This is a genomic window from Oscillospiraceae bacterium (assembly GCA_035380125.1).
GTDB lineage: Bacteria > Bacillota > Clostridia > Oscillospirales > JAKOTC01 > DAOPZJ01.
In genome coordinates, this window is sequence record DAOSWV010000001.1 from 136245 (window position 1) to 152257 (window position 16013).

A 16013-nucleotide genomic window follows, 5' to 3' on the forward strand; every position below is an offset into this window, starting at 1 on the left:
ATGGATTTTATCAAACTGAACGTCGGCGACAAGGTGAAGATGCGCAAAAAACACCCCTGCGGCAGTGACGTGTTCACGGTCAAACGCACGGGCGTTGACATCCGCCTCGAATGCACCGGCTGCGGCCGCCAGATCATGGCGCCGCGCGAGGAAATTTTAAAAAAGATAAAATCCATTGTGAAGGAAGAAGTTTAAAATATGTTTGAAAAATTGACCGCCACCCGCGACAGATATGACGAAATCGCCCAAAAACTCATCGACCCGGAGGTCTGCGCCGACATCGCGACCTACACCAAGTTGATGAAAGAATATAAAGACCTGACCCCGCTGATGACCCAGTATAGTGCCTTTCTAAAGGCCGAACAGGAAATCGCCGACGCCGAGGAGATGATGAGTGGCGCCGACCCCGATTTCAAGGCCATTCTCAGCGAAGAGATCGAGGCCCAGAAAGAACTTCGGGAAAAAGCGGCGGAGGAACTCAAAATTTTGCTTTTGCCCCGCGACCCCAACGACGACAAAAACGTCATCGTCGAGATTCGCGGCGGCGCGGGCGGCGAAGAGGCCTCTTTATTTGCCAATTCGCTGTACCGCATGTACACGATGTATGCCGAATCCAAGCGTTTTAAGGCCGAGGTGCTGTCGCTCAACGAGACCGAACTCGGCGGCATCAAGGAGATCAGTTTTAATATCTCCGGCGACGGCGCCTATTCGCGTTTCAAGTTCGAAAGCGGTGTCCATCGGGTGCAGCGCGTGCCCGAGACCGAAGCCGGCGGACGCATCCACACCTCGACCGTGACGGTTGCGGTGCTGCCCGAGGCCGAGGACATTGAGGTTGAGATCAACCCCGACGACCTGCAGATTGATACCTACCGCAGCGGCGCGGGCGGTCAGCATGTCAATAAGACCGAGTCAGCCATCCGCATCACCCACATTCCGACCGGCACCATCGTTGAGTGTCAGGACGAGCGCAGCCAATTCAAAAATAAAGAACGCGCGATGAAGATTCTTCGCAGCCGCATTTACGAGCAGCAGCAGCAAAAACAGACCGCAGAAATTGCCGCCGAACGCCGTTCTCAGGTCGGCAGCGGCGACCGTTCCGAGCGCATCCGGACTTATAATTTTCCGCAAGGCAGGGTGACCGATCACCGCATCGGGCTGACGCTGTATAAAATCGACGCGATTATGAACGGCGACCTCGATGAATTAATCGACGCACTGATCACCGCCGACCGCGCCGCAAAGTTGGGAGAAGGCGAAACCGAATGAGACAGGACAAGACCAAACGCGTAAAGTTTGCCGAGAAAATGCTCGACCGAATCGCGCGTAATAAAAAGTATAAAACCCAAATCGTCCCCGCTGACGATGACGGAATCGCAAAAGCCGAAAAACTGCTCTCGTCCGGACAAGTGGTCGCGGTGGCGACCGAGACGGTCTACGGGCTTGCGGCTTCGGCGTTTCACGACGGCGCGGTCAAAAAGATTTTTATCGCCAAAGGTAGACCGCAGAACAACCCCTTGATCGTGCATATCACGACCCTGAACATGGTCTATCCGCTGGTGACCGAAATCCCGGCAAAACTCAAAAAATTGGCCGAGACCTTCTGGCCCGGCCCGCTGACCATCGTGATGAAAAAGAGCGGCCTGATTCCGCCGGTTGTGACCGGAGGGCTCGATACCGTCGCCATCCGTATGCCGTCGCACCCCTCGATCCGCAAATTGATTGACGCCTGCGGCTATCCGCTGGCGGCGCCGTCGGCCAACAGCAGCGGCATGCCGTCCCCAACGACCGCGCAACACGTTTTTGATGATTTGAACGGCAAAATCCCGCTGATTTTGGACGGCGGCACCTGTGAGGTCGGCGTCGAATCGACCGTGATCTCACTGGCGGGCGAAAAACCGATTTTACTGCGCCCGGGCGCAATCACACTGGAACAGCTGCAGGCGGTTTTGGGTGAAGTCGAGGTGGCAAAAGGCGTTGACGAGGCCCCGTCTGAGGATGATGCACCGCTTTCACCCGGCATGAGCTACCGCCACTACAGCCCCAAGGCCAAAGTGACACTCGTAGTCGGCAGCGAAGACGCCTATTTAAATTATTTATCCGAACACAACGGCGAAAACGTCTGGGCGCTCTGTTTCGGACACGAGGGCGAAAAGAGCGGGCTGCCGTATCTGTCGCTCGGTGAATTCGAAGACAGCGTCTCGGCACAGCACAATCTGTTTGCAGCTCTGCGTATGGCGGACGAAAAGGGAGCGGCGCAGGTCATCGCGCGCTGCCCCAAGAAAAACGGCGAGTGGTATGCGCTGTTCAACCGCCTGCAGCGCTCGGCGGGATTTACAGTGATCGAGATTTAGAATATTTTCAGAGGGGATTTTGCTTTAAAGGCATAAAGGGGGTGTCGTTCATGAATAAAATCATCGGCGTGACAGGTCCGAGCGGTGCGGGGAAAGGGCAGTTTTGCGCTTATCTCGCGGATTTGGGCTGCACCGTGATCGACAGCGATAAGATTGCCCATTCGGTGACCAAAAAGGGTTCAGAGTGCTTGAACGACTTGGTGAAAGCGTTCGGAACAGAAATCCTGTCCAAAGACGGACGGCTGAACCGTCGCAAACTCGCTTCAATCGCCTTTTCCGACCCGAAAAAGACCCAAACGCTCAACCAAATCACCCACCCGGCGATTTTGAAAATCATCGACGATAAAATAAAAAAAGCGAAAAGCACCGTCGCGCTGGACGCACCGCTGCTCTACGAGGGCGGGCTGGATGCGATCTGCGACGTTGTGGCGGTCATAGACGCCGACGAAGAGACGCGGCTTTCCCGCATCATGGCGCGCGATCATATGACCCGCGAAGCCGCTTTGACCCGCTTAAAAGCGAAAAAGCCCCTTGAACCCACTGCAAAAATGCGTTATTATATCAACAACGGCACCAAAGAACAGTTGGGCGTTTTTGCCCGCGAAGTGTTCGAATCGGTCACAAGATTGAAATAGATAGGAGTTAATACAATGCCTGAAACAAAAACAGAGAGCGAATTTGAAAAGCTGAAAAAAGAACTTTTTATGGATCCCAAGCACCTCGGAACCACCCTCGGTGAGGACGAATTGAAACAGACGGACGACTTCTGCGAGGGTTATAAAAAGTTCCTCGACAGCGGCAAGACCGAGCGGGAAGCCGTCAAAGCCGCCGTCGCCATCGCCGAAAAATCCGGCTTTAAACCGATGGATCGGGCGAAAAAATACAAGGCCGGCGACAAATTTTATTTCAATAATCGCGGCAAGGCGATCATCTTTGCCCAACTGGGCACCAAACCGCTGTCCGACGGCGTGCGCATCGTCGCCGCCCATGTCGACGCGCCGCGCCTCGACCTCAAACCGAATCCGCTTTATGAAGACAGCGAGATTGCCCTGTTCAAGACCCATTATTACGGCGGCATCCGCAAGTATCAGTGGACGGCGATTCCGCTGGCGCTGCACGGCGTGATCTGCAAAAAAGACGGCTCCTGCGTCGAAGTTGAAATCGGCGAAAAAGACGACGAACCGAAACTCTATATCACAGACCTTCTGCCGCATCTGGCCAAAGATCAGAGAACACGCACATTGGATGCCGGTATCGCAGGTGAAGAGCTAAACATCGTGGTTGGCTCGCTGCCGGTCAAGGATGATAAGGTCTCCGATAAAGTCAAACTCTCGGTGATGAAGCTGCTTAATGAAAAATACGGCATCATCGAAGAAGATTTCCTCTCCGCCGAACTCGAAGCCGTTCCGGCGTTCAAGGCCTGCGATATCGGTCTCGACCGGTCGCTGATCGGTTCTTACGGACATGATGACCGCGTTTGTGCCTATCCGGCGCTGATGGCGCAGCTCGCCGTCGAAAAACCCGCCTACACGACCGTTACGATTCTGGCCGACAAAGAGGAAATCGGTTCGGTCGGCGCCACCGGCCTCGACAGCGATTATCTCAAAAACTTTTTGCACAATCTCGCCGACAATCAGGGCGTGAAATACTACGATCTGATCGAACACAGCAGCTGCCTCTCGGCCGACGTCAACGCGGCGTTTGACCCGACCTGGGCCAGTGTCAGCGAAAAGCGCAATACCTGCTATGTCAACCGCGGCCCCGTGATGACCAAATACACCGGACGCGGCGGCAAGAGCAGCAGCAACGACAGCAGCGCGGAATTCTGCGGTAAAGTCAGAAAGCTCTTTAACGACAACAACGTCGCCTGGCAGACCGGCGAACTCGGCAAGGTCGATCAGGGCGGCGGCGGCACGGTCGCGCTCTATGTCGCGGGCCTTGAGATGGACGTCGTCGACATCGGCGTACCGGTGCTTTCGATGCACGCGCCGTTCGAACTGGTCGCCAAGACCGACGTCTATATGACTTTCAAGGGCTTCACCGCCTATTTCGGCGAAAAATAAAAACACATACGATAATCGGAGGATCAACCCATGGGCAAGCTGAAAATCGGCATCATCGGTACCGGCGGGATCGCAAACGTCCACATCGAAAGCTATCTGAAAAACCCCAACGTTGAACTCTACGCACTCTGCGACATCAACGAAGAGCGTTTAAAGGCAAAGGGTGAAAAATACGGCGTCACCCGTCTCTTTACCGATAAAGACGAGATGCTCAAGCTCAAAGAGCTCGACGCGGTTTCGGTCACGACTTGGAATTCTCAGCACGCGCCCTGCACGATTGCGGCTTTAAACGCGGGCAAACATGTCATCTGCGAAAAGCCGATGGCAATGAACGCCGCTGAAGCGCAAGCCATGGCGGACGCCGCCAAAAAGAACAACAAGCTGCTGATGATCGGCTTTGTGCGCCGGTTCGGAAATGACTGCGATATCCTCAAGGACTTTGTCGACAGCGGCTATTTCGGCGATATCTATTATGCCAAAGCGACTTATTTGCGCCGCAACGGCAACCCCGGCGGCTGGTTTGCCGACAAATCCCGCAGCGGCGGCGGCCCGCTGATCGATCTGGGCGTACACGTCATCGATCTGGCGCGCTACCTGATGGGCTGCCCGAAGCCGGTCTCGGTCTATGCGGTCACCTTCCAAAAACTCTTCGACCGTCCGGGCGTTAAGGATAGCGTCGGTTACAGCGCGTCGGATGTCGCCAAAGGCAAACACATCTGCGACGTCGAGGATTTTGCCTCGGCGCTGATCCGTTTCGACAACGGTGCGGTGATTGCGCTGGAGGCCAGTTTTGCACTGAACATCAAGGACGGCGTCGGCGATATCCAGCTGATGGGTACCAAAGCCGGTGCGCGGCTTGACCCGTCCCTCGAAATTTTCACGGAACAAAACGGCTATATGTGCGATATTTCACTCAAAAAACCGACCGCGCTCAGTTTTGACGGGCTGTTCCAAAAGGAAATCGACCACTGGGTCGACTGCCTGCTCGGCAAAACCGAGTGCCGCGTACCCGCAGAAGCCGGTGTGACCCTGATGAAGATTCTCGACGCGGCTTACGAATCCGCCAAAACCGGACATGAGGTGATGATAAAATGAAAACGGCAGTCAGCAGTTACAGTTTTTCAAAAGTAATCGGTATGCACCAGTTCGAGTGTATCAAAAAGGCCAAGGAGATGGGTTTTGAGGGCATCGAGTTTTCGGGGCTTTCTCCGCGTGAGGGCGAGAGTGCCGCGGATTATGCCAAAGCGCTTGCGGCCGAGGCCAAAGCGGTCGGCATTCCGATCATCAATTATTGCACCGGCGCGGACTTTTTAAAGGCCGACAGTATCGACAAAGAGGCCGAACGGCTGTTTGAGCAGGTTGATCTTGCGGCGATTCTGGGCGTCAAAACCATGCGCCACGATGCGACTTTCGGATTTAAAGACGGCACACGCGGCTACCGCGGTTTCGAGACCGAGGTTGCTAAAATCGCCGACGGCTGCCGCAAAGTCACCCGTTATGCCGCTTCCAAGGGCATCAAGACCATGATCGAAAACCACGGACAGCTGGTGCAGGAGAGTTCTCGGGTCGAAAAGCTGATCCATACGGTCGCCGACGACAATTTCGGCCAACTCATCGACATCGGCAATTTTATGTGTGTCGATGAGGCCCCGGAACTTGCGGTCGGCCGCAACGCACCTTACGCATTCCACGCGCATGTCAAGGATTTTCATTTTAAGAACAGCAATGAACCTGATCCCGGTGAAGGGTGGTTTAAGACCCGCGCTCAGAATTATATACGCGGCGCGATTTTGGGCCATGGCGTGGTGCCGGTCGTGCAGTGCTTGAAAATTCTCAAAGCCAACGGCTACGACGGTTATGTATCAATCGAATTCGAGGGCATGGAAGAGCCGGTCAACGCGCTCCGGATCGGTCTGGACAATTTGAAAAAGTATATTCAGATGTTATAAAAACAGCGGCGGCTTTTTCAACAAAAGCCGCCGTTTTCATACAATCGGAGGAAATAAAATGCTGATCGCACTGATCGGAGAAAGCTGCGTGGGCAAAAGCACCATTGCCGCTGTATTAAAGGAAAAGCTGAATGCAACCGTTTACAGTGGCAAGGACTATCTGCGCCTTGCAAAAAGTGAAACGGAAGCTGTGCAAAAATTTAAGATTTTGCTTGCACAAGCCGTGAACGGCGACAATATCGTCTATGTGATCACCGAAAAACCGCATCTGGCATTTTTGCCGGAGAGCGCAAAAAGGGTTGTTGTAACGGCGGGTTTGAACACGATCAAGACCCGTTTCGCCGCAAGGACGAACGGTGTGCTGCCTCCGCCGCTTGCAAAGATGCTTGAGGCCAAACACGGGATTTTTGATAACGAGCCCTGCCTGCTGAAGATCGAAAGCGAAAAAATAATGCCGGAAGAAGCGGCGAACCGGATTCTTTCGATTTGACGTTGCGGGTGTCGGTTGAACGTTTAAAAATTTGTGCCTTAACCGTAGGAAGCGATCTGTCATTCTGAGCGAAACAAATCCCCGCATTTTTCAATGCGGGGATTTGTGCAACCGGAAAATCTCGGACAGATAACGCTCTGTCTTTGCGAGGAGAAACAATCAAAAGAAAAGAATCTGGATTGCCGCAGGGCGGAAGCCCCTCGCAATGATGATTAAATATATGCTCAGTGTTCCCACTTGTCGGATAGTGCGTTGATCTGATCGGCAAATTTGGCCAGTTCCTTGTTCGACATGCCTTTTTTCGAAGAAATCAAAGCTGTCAGACGTTTTCCGGCGCTGACAAGTCGGTCAAATACCGTCGAGACAGCGGCGGGCCGCTTTTTCTCAATCTCCACCGGTTGTGCGATATAGGTGAACTGCTCGGACAGGAGATCGAAAGTCGCACCGCTGTAGGGGGCGTCGGCATTGAAACCCAGCGTGCGGAGCTTGTCCTTATAACCCTCACAGACAGTGTTCTCACCATGATTGACAAAGACCTTTTTCGGCGCGGGATTATAATGTTGAATCCATTTCAGCAGTTCGTTTTCGTCGGCGTGGCCGCTGATGCCGGGCATATTGATGATGTCGGCTTTGACGGCGATTTGTTCGCCGAAGAGTTTAACCTCTTTTTCGCCGTCGAGCAGAATTCGCCCGAGGGTTCCGACGGCCTGATATCCGACAAAGACGATACTGCACTCCTTGCGCCAGAGGTTGTGTTTGAGATGGTGCCGAATCCGACCCGCTTCGCACATGCCGCTGGCCGAGATGATAACCTTGGGTTCGGAGTCAAAGTTAATTTGTTTTGAATCATCGCTGGTGATGGCTGTATTCAGACCGTCAAACTTGATTGGGTCAATGCCTTTATCAAGCAGGGCGCGGGTCTCTTTATCAAAATACAGCGGGTCGGTGTTGTTAAAAATATTCGTCGCTTCAATTGCAAGGGGGCTGTCTAAATAAACCTTAAAATTCGGGTATCTGGTCATTCCTTCCGACTTAATTCGGCGGATAAAATACAGCAGTTCCTGCGTTCTGCCGACCGCAAACGACGGGATGACCACATTGCCGCCTTTTGAAAACGTGCGGTCGATGATCTCGGCCAGTGCGACAGCATAATCGGGCGGCGGTTCGTGGGTACGGTCGCCGTAAGTCGACTCTGTAACAACATAATCGGATACCGGAGGATACTGCGGGTCTCGGACGAGCGGCTGATTGATGTTGCCGATATCGCCGGAAAAAACAATGCTTCTGGTTTCGCCTGCTTCGGTCAGCGTCAGCCGGATACTGGACGAACCGAGCAGATGGCCTGCGTCAATTAGCATAAATTCGACGCCGTCGCAGATTTTTACCGTTTGGTTATAGTCACAGGTTTCAAACAGAGTCAGCGAACCCTCGGCGTCATCCATCGTATACAGCGGTTCGAATGTTTTGTCGTCGGCACGTTTGGCTTTCCGGTTGCGCCATTCGGCCTCGAATTCCTGAATGTGCGCACAATCGCGCAGCATAATACGGCACAGAGCGGCTGTGGCTGCGGAACAGTAAATTTTACCGCGGAAACCGTTTTTATACAGCAGGGGAATCAACCCCGAATGGTCGATATGCGCGTGGGTAAGCAACATAAAATCGAGCGAACCGTCCGGAATCGGAATCTCACGGTTTTCAAATTCGTTCGGACCCTGTTCCATACCGCAGTCCACCAGAAACCGTTTTCCGGCGGTCTCCAAATAGGTGCAGCTGCCCGTTACTTCATGATCAGCGCCTAAAAATGTGACTTTCAAGTCAACACCTCCGATTGCTTATTAAATATCATTATATTCCTTTTATCGATTTATGTAAACTGTCTTTTGTATGTCTCGACAATATATTTATTATATCACAATTTTACTATTTTTTAATAATAAGCATGTTTTTTGCTTGAAATTTTTGTCTCGATGTATTAAAATAAACCAGTAGACACAATGTGAGAGGAGGGACAACGTGGACAACGGCAAAAGAGGAAAAAGCAAAGCTAAAAAAGCCACACTCAAGGGAAAGTTGATCTTTGTGGTCATATTGATCTGCCTGGTCCAACTGTTGTTCCTTTCAGCCGGATATATTTTCGTTTACGGCAGTATCAATGAGCGTTCAAAACGCCATATCGAAAACGCCTTTTCAACGACGGTTGATTTTGTCGATTCCATAGAGGCTTATACCGACAATCTTGCCGAAATTATCGGCAGAAATGTCGATTTTGATTATATCACACAGGATAATTTACGGTTGGAACCGTTGGCTTCAAATACCCAGATGGATCGGGCATACTATATGCTGCAGATGGCCGTGGCCGATCCGCGGCTTGATGAGGCCGGGTTGTATTTTCCGGATGAATATATTTCAATATCCTCTTATCTGGGCGTTTCCCTTGACAATGACTCCACAAACAGCAAGGAATATGCGCTATATAATTTATACATTATTTCAATTGAGAACACGTTTTTTAATTACACCGACGAATTCACCGGAAAGACCAGTGTTTATTATATGTACAAAATGCCTGCGATCGGAACGATTTCAAAAGAGGCTTACCTCTATCTCCGAGTCGCGGATGACTTTTTCGGTGCGGCGATGAACAACAACACCTCGGGGGTCGACGGTGAGTTTGTAACGCTGGTACAAGGCGGAACGGTGCTGTTTTCCACAGACACCGAGAACGGCGCAAACGGTATCCTCATGAAAGCATTGGCCGATGAGAAGACGGGCAGCACAAAAATCGTATCCGCAAACGGAATCCGTTATTTCACCTATATCGAAAACGACAATTCCGGTTCGCTCAAGGCGATCTATGCCGCACCGGCAGCCAATTATTACAGCGAGATGTATCGGTTCCTTGCGGTTGCGGGCATTTGTCTGGTGCTCGACATTCTCGTTTGGATCTTTTTCGCCCGCAGTTTGATTATCAAGACGGTCTATGACCCGGTCATGGATCTGGTCTCCAGGCTTGAGAAGATTCAAAATAACGACTATGACGTCATTCAGAAAGAATTCGAAGAACGCGAGTGGGACGAGGTGACCCGCGTCTTCAACATGATGGTGCGCAAGATTAAGGCCAACATCAACGACTCGTATCAGAAAGACCTGCTGATGAAGAGCATGGAGCTCAAATTTTTACAGAGCCAGATCAATCCGCATTTCCTGTATAACACGCTTGACTCGATTGCCTATAAAGCCAATGCCGGCGAGATTGTCGACGTCAACAGAATCACGGGATATCTGTCAAAGATGTACCGATTGGTCTTCAACAAGGGCAACGACTTTCTCAGCGTCGGAGACGTTTTGCTGTGCTGTGAGATGTATTTAAAAATCTGTGAGTTTAAATACAGTAATTTTGAGTTTAGAATCGAGAGTCAGGATGATATCCAAGACATTGAGATGCTTAACTTGATTGTACAGACGATCGTGGAAAACGCCGTCGTTCACGGCTTTGATTCTTCGCGCAAAAAGTTTATAATCCTGATCCGTGCCCGTCGTGAGGAGGAAAAACTCGTTTTTGAGATCATCGATAATGGCAAGGGTATCAACAAAAACCGGCTGGAAGTATTCGAACAATTGCTGGCTGACGAGAATGCGCGCAGCGAGTCCGGTTTGGTCAACGCCCAAAAACGGATACAGCTTTATTACGGCAATCAATACGGGATAAAAATAAAAAGCCGTCAGGGAAAATATACAAAGGTGACGGTTACCATGGCGGTCGAAAAACCTCAGCCGGTGGTACACCAGCTGGAGGACTTTGAAGGGGAGGAAGAAGACGATGTTTAACATTCTGATTGTGGACGATGATATCAACGTCCGTGCGCATGTACGCAGTGTCTGTAAAAGGGCGGGTGAAGGTGTTGCAATTTACGAAGCGGTCGACTCTCAGGAAGCGTTGACTCGTCTTGAAGAGCACATCATCCAACTCTGTATTATGGACCTGCATTTGCCCGATATGCTAGGAACGGATCTTCTCAAGATTGTCAAGCAGCAGTACGGCGGAATTAAAGTCATTATGCTTTCGGGCGACAGTTCGTTTGATGCGGTGCGCCAGTCGTTTATGTACAAAGCCGACGACTATATCGAAAAGCCGGTCGACGAGATGTCTTTGCTGCAAAAAGTCCGTGAGATGCGTGAGAAGTATTTTCTCGGCTTGAAAACCATCGAGCTGCCCAAAAAGAGCATCTCGGAGTATCTTTCTTTTTCACTCAACGAAGATTTTGCCGCGCTCGGACGGGATAATGATGATCGTTATGTACAGCTCAGAGAGCGTTATGACCTCGGCTTTGATTACACCGGCGGCGCAATTTGTTCGTTTGAACTCGGCGGCCTTGATGAAGCCGCAAACACCGAATATTACTACAGTTATCTGGCCGAACGGATTAAACGGGATTTTTCCGGTTTTAATATCGTGTTCATGTTTTTTGGCGGGCGGTTGACCGCAGTGATCAACAGCGGTTCGCTGAATGAAGATTTGCTCCGATCCCGATTCAATGAAATCAAATCGATCTTCAATGAAAACGGTATCTCGATGTCGGTTTTTATTTCGGAACGATTTAACGGTAAAGTCGAATTTTTCCCGGCTTACAGAACACTTCTGGACATGATTCGGAACTCGGATATGTACGGAAAAAACGAGATTGTGGTCTCTTCCGGCGGTGAATCCAACCGTTCACAGGTGGCGTTGGTTCAGCGTGCCAAACGCTATATTCAAGATATGGTTTACGAGAGCTTTTCATTGGTAAATGTAGCGGAATACCTCGGTATTCACCCGAATTATCTGTCGAAAATATTTAAACAGGCAGAAGGCATCGCTTTCACCGATTACGTCTGCGACTGCAAGATGCAGGAAGCCAAGAGGCTGCTACTCGAAACCAATCTCAAAATTTATGCGATTGCAGAAAAACTGCATTATTATGATACGGGATATTTCATTCGGATTTTCAAAAAGTACTATGGGGTCTCTCCCAATCAGTTCCGGCAGCGTTCAGAGTGATGAGTGCGCATAATGCACAAAATCTCGCGTTTTTCATCAACAATAAAACGCCTAATATTTTTAATTAATTTGTGCAATATAACGAATTGCACAAATTATTTTCTTTAAAATTCTTAAGAGAAAACCGAAATTTTACAAAACAAAAAGAAAAAAATACACGAATTTGACACGAAATTGGCCAAATGTTAGAATAGTCCTATAAATGTTAAGATAGTATCATTTAAAAATACACAAACAACGGTTATAATGAATAAGAATTGTTGAACAGGGCATATGTCTGTTCGATGTTCCCATAACTTTTAAAGGTGGTGCCTTTTTTTATGAGCGTCGCAACGCGCACCGAAGTCGAAGAGGTCCGGAGCCCGTTACAAAAAGTAGAACCGAGGCCATGGGGGCTTTCACCGCAGGATCTGATCGTCTACCTGATGATCTTACCTGCGATATTGATGTATGTGATCTTTACATATGTCCCGATGCCCGGTATGATAACCTCGTTTTGCGAATATACGTCAGCTGCAGGCTTCAAGGCTTGGACCGGGTTGGAAAATCTGGTTTCATTGATGAGAATGTCCGATTTCCCGTTGGCTCTGCGAAACAACGTTATGTACGCCGCACTAGGCTATGTCATCAATTTCCCGGCGCCGATCATTCTCGCTCTGTTGTTTAACGAGATGCGCGCGCAAGGCTATAAAAAAGCCGTTCAAACGATGACCACGATCCCGCACTTCATCAACTGGATTGTCATCAGCGGTATCTTTAAAATCCTGCTCGACCCCGATTACGGTTGGGTCAATAGCTTAATCAAAACATTGGGCGGCACCGAGATCTATTTTCTGGGCGATCCTCGATGGTTCCCGTTCATGTACGTTCTTCTTTCACTTTGGAAGAGTGTGGGCTGGGGCACAATTCTGTACTTGGCTACGATGGCCTCAATCGATCACACATTATATGAAGCGGCAGCGATCGACGGTGCAGGCAGATGGCGTCAGACTTGGCATGTTACCCTCCCGGCTTTAAAAGGTATCATACTCCTGATATTGATCATGTCTTTCAAGAGTATTCTCGACTTGTTCGACGCGATGTTTATTTTGTATAACGTATCAAACAGAGAGGTTTCACTCGTTTTAGACACATTGGTTTATTACACGGCATTCGGTTCCGGAGGCGGAAACTTCGGTCTGTCTTCGGCGATGAGCTTATTTAAGACTGCGTTCGGCGCAATCATGACCATCATCGTCAACGAGACCGCTAAAAAGCTGTCCGACGACGGACGCGGAATATTCTAAGGGGAGGGTGAAATACAATGTTACGTTCAAAAGGCGAAAAAGCATTCGGCGTATTCAACAACATTCTGATGGGTATACTCACTGCTCTCTTTATCTTCCCGGTGCTGTTTGTCATCAAGACATCCCTGGATATGGCCGCACCAACCATCGACCTTTCAATTTTCCCGCGCCAGTTCACCACGATGTTCTATCAGATGATTTTTATGGACTATTCGGTTTACCGGCCGTTCCTGAACAGTATTCTGATTACTGTGGTCGGTGCGGCAGGAGCGCTGGTATTCAACTCAATGGGCGCTTATGCACTGTCCAAACGTGATCTGCCCGGTATGATTAATATGGTCTATTTCCTGATCGTCATTCCCATGTTCGTACATGGCGGTATGGTTGCCGCCTTCCTGTTGATCAAAGCACTCGGCTGGTTCAATACATACAGCGTTTTGATTATCCCCGGTATGCTCAGCGCATTGAACATGGTTATTATAAGAAACTATTTCTGGGGATTGCCGAAATCATTACTTGAAGCGGCAAAGATCGACGGCGCCGGTGAATTCACGGTCTTCACCAAGATCATGCTTCCGCTGTCCAAATCGGTTCTCTCGGCGACCACATTGTTCACCGCTGTTGGTTATTGGAACTCCTACATGAGCTCCATCCTCTACAACAGCCAACCCGAAATGCGTACCTTCCCGGTTAAAATCCGTGAGATTCTGTTTGAAAACTTCGGTCCGACCCGTATCAACGAACTGAACGATCAGTTGGAAGCAATGGGCATCACCGATGTCAGCGCCGGTTCATTGAACCCTGACGCACTCGGTGCCGCGATGACAATTGTCTCGTTCCTGCCGATTCTGATCCTGTATCCGTTCATGCAGAAGTATTTTGCAGCCGGTATGCTTAAGGGCTCCATTAAGGGCTAATCAAATACAAAAAACGAAGGGGCGGGTTTTCCGCCCCTTTTTCGTACAGATAAACATAAATAGAAATTTCTTGCATTCAACCGGCTTTCATAGTATAATGACCTTGTTTGAGAAAGCACGTAAAGCGGCATGAAACGGAGATAAAAAAGTATATGGAAGATTATAAAAGAGAATTTTACAAAAAACTCCCCGAGGATATGGATTTTGATCTTCAGCAGCAGTGGAAAAAATATTTCCTGCGCAAGGATGCAATTTTGGTCGGTATGGCATTGTTAATCTTTTTGGCGGTGCAAAACATTCTCGGTGTGATTGCCGCTATTCCTTCGCTTGTATCGGTTAGTCAACTCACGGATCAACTGATACAGACATTCGTGTATGTTCTCAGTATGGGAATTCCGTTTTTTATTTTATTTTTTGTCTCAAAGCGCGATAAAACCGAATTAATTTCGGCGGAGATACCCAAACCCCATACTTTCTGGCCGGTCATCCTGATGGGCATCGGTTGCATACCCGTTTTACAGTTTGCCGCCGGTTATTTTGATCAGTTGCTGTCATTGGTCAAGCTTGACACCTATCAACCGCTGCTGGACGCGGCGTTTTCGCCGGTTACGGATACAGGTGCGTTGATTGTTCAATTTATTTGCACATCCTTATTAGCGGCAATTTTCGAAGAATTCGCATTCCGGGGTGTGATTTTACAGATTTTACGCAGATACGGAAATACGTTTGCAATTGTTACTTCTGCGCTGATGTTCGGTCTGATCCATGGCAATACTTATCAAATCCCGTTCGCCTTTTTATTCGGGTTAGTGCTCGGTGCGGCGGCGGTTTATACCGGTTCACTCTGGACGCCTGTACTGCTGCATTTGATCAACAACATGGTCGCATTCGGCTTGAATATTGTGGCAGAAAGATTTGGTGATCAGGCCGGAGATGTAGCCACTTATATTGCCTGGGGTGCATTTTTCCTGTTGGGAGCAGCAGCCGCGATATTTGTGGCAGCGACGGCCAAAAAAAGCGCCGCATTCAAAAACGAGCGTCAGCCGTATGAACTGTCCGGGAAGAAAAAGGGCTATGGTATCTTTTTCAAAGCGCCCACAATCATCATCAGTATTGTATTGATGGCCCTTACCGCCTTTTTTATGACGACCCTGGTGCAGGATTGGGTCAACAGTATCGTCCAGTATGCCGACCTCCTGTGACTTTGAATTCATGAAAGCGGCGCTCGCTTCGGCTCTGTCTGCCGCGCAGTGCGGTGACGTACCGGTGGGTGCTGTTGTCGTGAAAGAAGGGAAGGTCATCGGGCGCGGGCAAAACCGTTGTCAGAGTAAAAACGACCCTACGGCGCACGCCGAGATCGAGGCTATTCGGGAAGCTGGTAAAACCATCGGCGACTGGCGGCTGACAGGCTGTACGCTGTATGTGACGTTGGAACCTTGTGCGATGTGTGCCGGTGCGGCGGTGAATGCCCGTATTGAACGCGTTGTCATCGGTACAAGGGAAGACAGGACCGGCTGTTGTGGTTCGATATGCAACATATTTGCGATGCCGTTTTCAGGACAAATCCGAATCGAGACCGGCGTGTTGGAAGAAGAGTGCCGAAACCTCTTACAGGGATTTTTTAAAGATGCCCGATAGTCATCTTGCACAAAAAGGCTTAGTCGGATTTGGCAGCGCAACCAAAAACATGAAAGTTTTCCAAAATCAAGGGATGAAGTATGGACAATTTGTGAAGACTGTGGTATTATAAACAAGAACAGTTTGGTCGGTTTTTTGACCACGGCTGCTTTGCAGCCGCTGTTCGTTTATCTCCCTCTCTTTTAACCCCTTATTTTGTGCCCTCATGGCACTTTTTTTTTGCACAATAAATATCCCCCGGTAAAACCGGGGGTTTTTCATAGACGGGCAAAGCCCTA

16 protein-coding genes are annotated in these 16013 nt (G+C 49.8%); 14 read left to right on the plus strand and 2 right to left on the minus strand.

Translation table 11 applies throughout. The features are described from left to right. The 8 genes from PK629_00560 to PK629_00595 are packed head-to-tail and all read left to right on the plus strand — an operon-like array spanning position 1 to position 6853. On the plus strand, positions 1-195 hold the full coding sequence (locus tag PK629_00560; GenBank protein ID HOP09962.1) for a DUF951 domain-containing protein: 195 nt from the start codon (positions 1-3) through the stop codon (positions 193-195). 3 nt (positions 196-198) lie between these two features. Beyond that, on the plus strand, positions 199-1266 hold the full coding sequence (gene prfA / locus PK629_00565) for a peptide chain release factor 1 (protein HOP09963.1): 1068 nt from the start codon (positions 199-201) through the stop codon (positions 1264-1266). After that, positions 1263-2351, plus strand: coding sequence for an L-threonylcarbamoyladenylate synthase (locus PK629_00570; protein ID HOP09964.1), 1089 nt, complete (start codon positions 1263-1265; stop codon positions 2349-2351). Before prfA ends, PK629_00570 begins: the two co-directional genes overlap by 4 nt. Before the next feature lie 50 nt (positions 2352-2401). Beyond that, positions 2402-2986 (plus strand): dephospho-CoA kinase, encoded by a 585-nt coding sequence (gene coaE / locus PK629_00575; protein ID HOP09965.1) that lies wholly within the window; start codon positions 2402-2404, stop codon positions 2984-2986. A gap of 15 nt (positions 2987-3001) precedes the next feature. Further along, on the plus strand, positions 3002-4414 hold the full coding sequence (locus tag PK629_00580; protein ID HOP09966.1) for an aminopeptidase: 1413 nt from the start codon (positions 3002-3004) through the stop codon (positions 4412-4414). Positions 4415-4444: 30 nt separating this feature from the next. Further along, on the plus strand, positions 4445-5509 hold the full coding sequence (locus PK629_00585) for a Gfo/Idh/MocA family oxidoreductase (protein ID HOP09967.1): 1065 nt from the start codon (positions 4445-4447) through the stop codon (positions 5507-5509). After that, positions 5506-6363 (plus strand): sugar phosphate isomerase/epimerase family protein, encoded by an 858-nt coding sequence (locus tag PK629_00590; GenBank protein HOP09968.1) that lies wholly within the window; start codon positions 5506-5508, stop codon positions 6361-6363. The genes PK629_00585 and PK629_00590 overlap by 4 nt, the downstream gene beginning before the upstream one ends. 58 nt (positions 6364-6421) lie before the next feature. Next, positions 6422-6853, plus strand: coding sequence for a hypothetical protein (locus PK629_00595; GenBank protein HOP09969.1), 432 nt, complete (start codon positions 6422-6424; stop codon positions 6851-6853). A gap of 224 nt (positions 6854-7077) precedes the next feature. Here PK629_00595 and PK629_00600 read toward each other — a convergent pair whose 3' ends face one another. Then, a complete protein-coding gene (locus PK629_00600; protein ID HOP09970.1) occupies positions 7078-8667 on the minus strand; it encodes an MBL fold metallo-hydrolase in 1590 nt (529 codons plus the stop codon). A gap of 199 nt (positions 8668-8866) precedes the next feature. On the opposite strand from PK629_00600, the gene PK629_00605 reads away from it, so the two are divergent. The 6 genes from PK629_00605 (at position 8867) to tadA (ending at position 15735) form a co-directional block, all read left to right on the plus strand. Continuing rightward, positions 8867-10684, plus strand: a complete 1818-nt coding sequence (locus PK629_00605; GenBank protein HOP09971.1) for a histidine kinase — start codon at positions 8867-8869, stop codon at positions 10682-10684. Beyond that, complete coding sequence (locus PK629_00610; protein HOP09972.1) at positions 10677-11894, plus strand: response regulator; 1218 nt, start codon at positions 10677-10679, stop codon at positions 11892-11894. The genes PK629_00605 and PK629_00610 overlap by 8 nt, the downstream gene beginning before the upstream one ends. Before the next feature lie 320 nt (positions 11895-12214). After that, complete coding sequence (locus PK629_00615) at positions 12215-13180, plus strand: ABC transporter permease subunit (protein HOP09973.1); 966 nt, start codon at positions 12215-12217, stop codon at positions 13178-13180. 17 nt (positions 13181-13197) lie between these two features. Beyond that, on the plus strand, positions 13198-14097 hold the full coding sequence (locus PK629_00620; GenBank protein HOP09974.1) for a carbohydrate ABC transporter permease: 900 nt from the start codon (positions 13198-13200) through the stop codon (positions 14095-14097). Between the two features lie 152 nt (positions 14098-14249). Then, positions 14250-15299, plus strand: a complete 1050-nt coding sequence (locus PK629_00625; protein ID HOP09975.1) for a type II CAAX endopeptidase family protein — start codon at positions 14250-14252, stop codon at positions 15297-15299. Beyond that, complete coding sequence (tadA, locus tag PK629_00630; protein HOP09976.1) at positions 15283-15735, plus strand: tRNA adenosine(34) deaminase TadA; 453 nt, start codon at positions 15283-15285, stop codon at positions 15733-15735. Before PK629_00625 ends, tadA begins: the two co-directional genes overlap by 17 nt. 66 nt (positions 15736-15801) lie before the next feature. Here the strand turns inward: tadA and PK629_00635 are convergent. Further along, on the minus strand, positions 15802-16013 hold a 212-nt coding region (locus PK629_00635), incomplete at its 5' end, for a hypothetical protein (protein ID HOP09977.1).

What these genes read in the sequence shown, in the direction of transcription:
- PK629_00560 (HOP09962.1), top strand. Translation starts at nt 1, where the DNA reads ATGGATTTTATCAAACTGAACGTCGGCGACAAGGTGAAGATGCGCAAA.
- prfA (HOP09963.1), top strand. Translation starts at nt 199, where the DNA reads ATGTTTGAAAAATTGACCGCCACCCGCGACAGATATGACGAAATCGCC.
- PK629_00570 (HOP09964.1), top strand. Translation starts at nt 1,263, where the DNA reads ATGAGACAGGACAAGACCAAACGCGTAAAGTTTGCCGAGAAAATGCTC.
- coaE (HOP09965.1), top strand. Translation starts at nt 2,402, where the DNA reads ATGAATAAAATCATCGGCGTGACAGGTCCGAGCGGTGCGGGGAAAGGG.
- PK629_00580 (HOP09966.1), top strand. Translation starts at nt 3,002, where the DNA reads ATGCCTGAAACAAAAACAGAGAGCGAATTTGAAAAGCTGAAAAAAGAA.
- PK629_00585 (HOP09967.1), top strand. Translation starts at nt 4,445, where the DNA reads ATGGGCAAGCTGAAAATCGGCATCATCGGTACCGGCGGGATCGCAAAC.
- PK629_00590 (HOP09968.1), top strand. Translation starts at nt 5,506, where the DNA reads ATGAAAACGGCAGTCAGCAGTTACAGTTTTTCAAAAGTAATCGGTATG.
- PK629_00595 (HOP09969.1), top strand. Translation starts at nt 6,422, where the DNA reads ATGCTGATCGCACTGATCGGAGAAAGCTGCGTGGGCAAAAGCACCATT.
- PK629_00610 (HOP09972.1), top strand. Translation starts at nt 10,677, where the DNA reads ATGTTTAACATTCTGATTGTGGACGATGATATCAACGTCCGTGCGCAT.
- PK629_00615 (HOP09973.1), top strand. Translation starts at nt 12,215, where the DNA reads ATGAGCGTCGCAACGCGCACCGAAGTCGAAGAGGTCCGGAGCCCGTTA.
- PK629_00620 (HOP09974.1), top strand. Translation starts at nt 13,198, where the DNA reads ATGTTACGTTCAAAAGGCGAAAAAGCATTCGGCGTATTCAACAACATT.
- PK629_00625 (HOP09975.1), top strand. Translation starts at nt 14,250, where the DNA reads ATGGAAGATTATAAAAGAGAATTTTACAAAAAACTCCCCGAGGATATG.
- tadA (HOP09976.1), top strand. Translation starts at nt 15,283, where the DNA reads ATGCCGACCTCCTGTGACTTTGAATTCATGAAAGCGGCGCTCGCTTCG.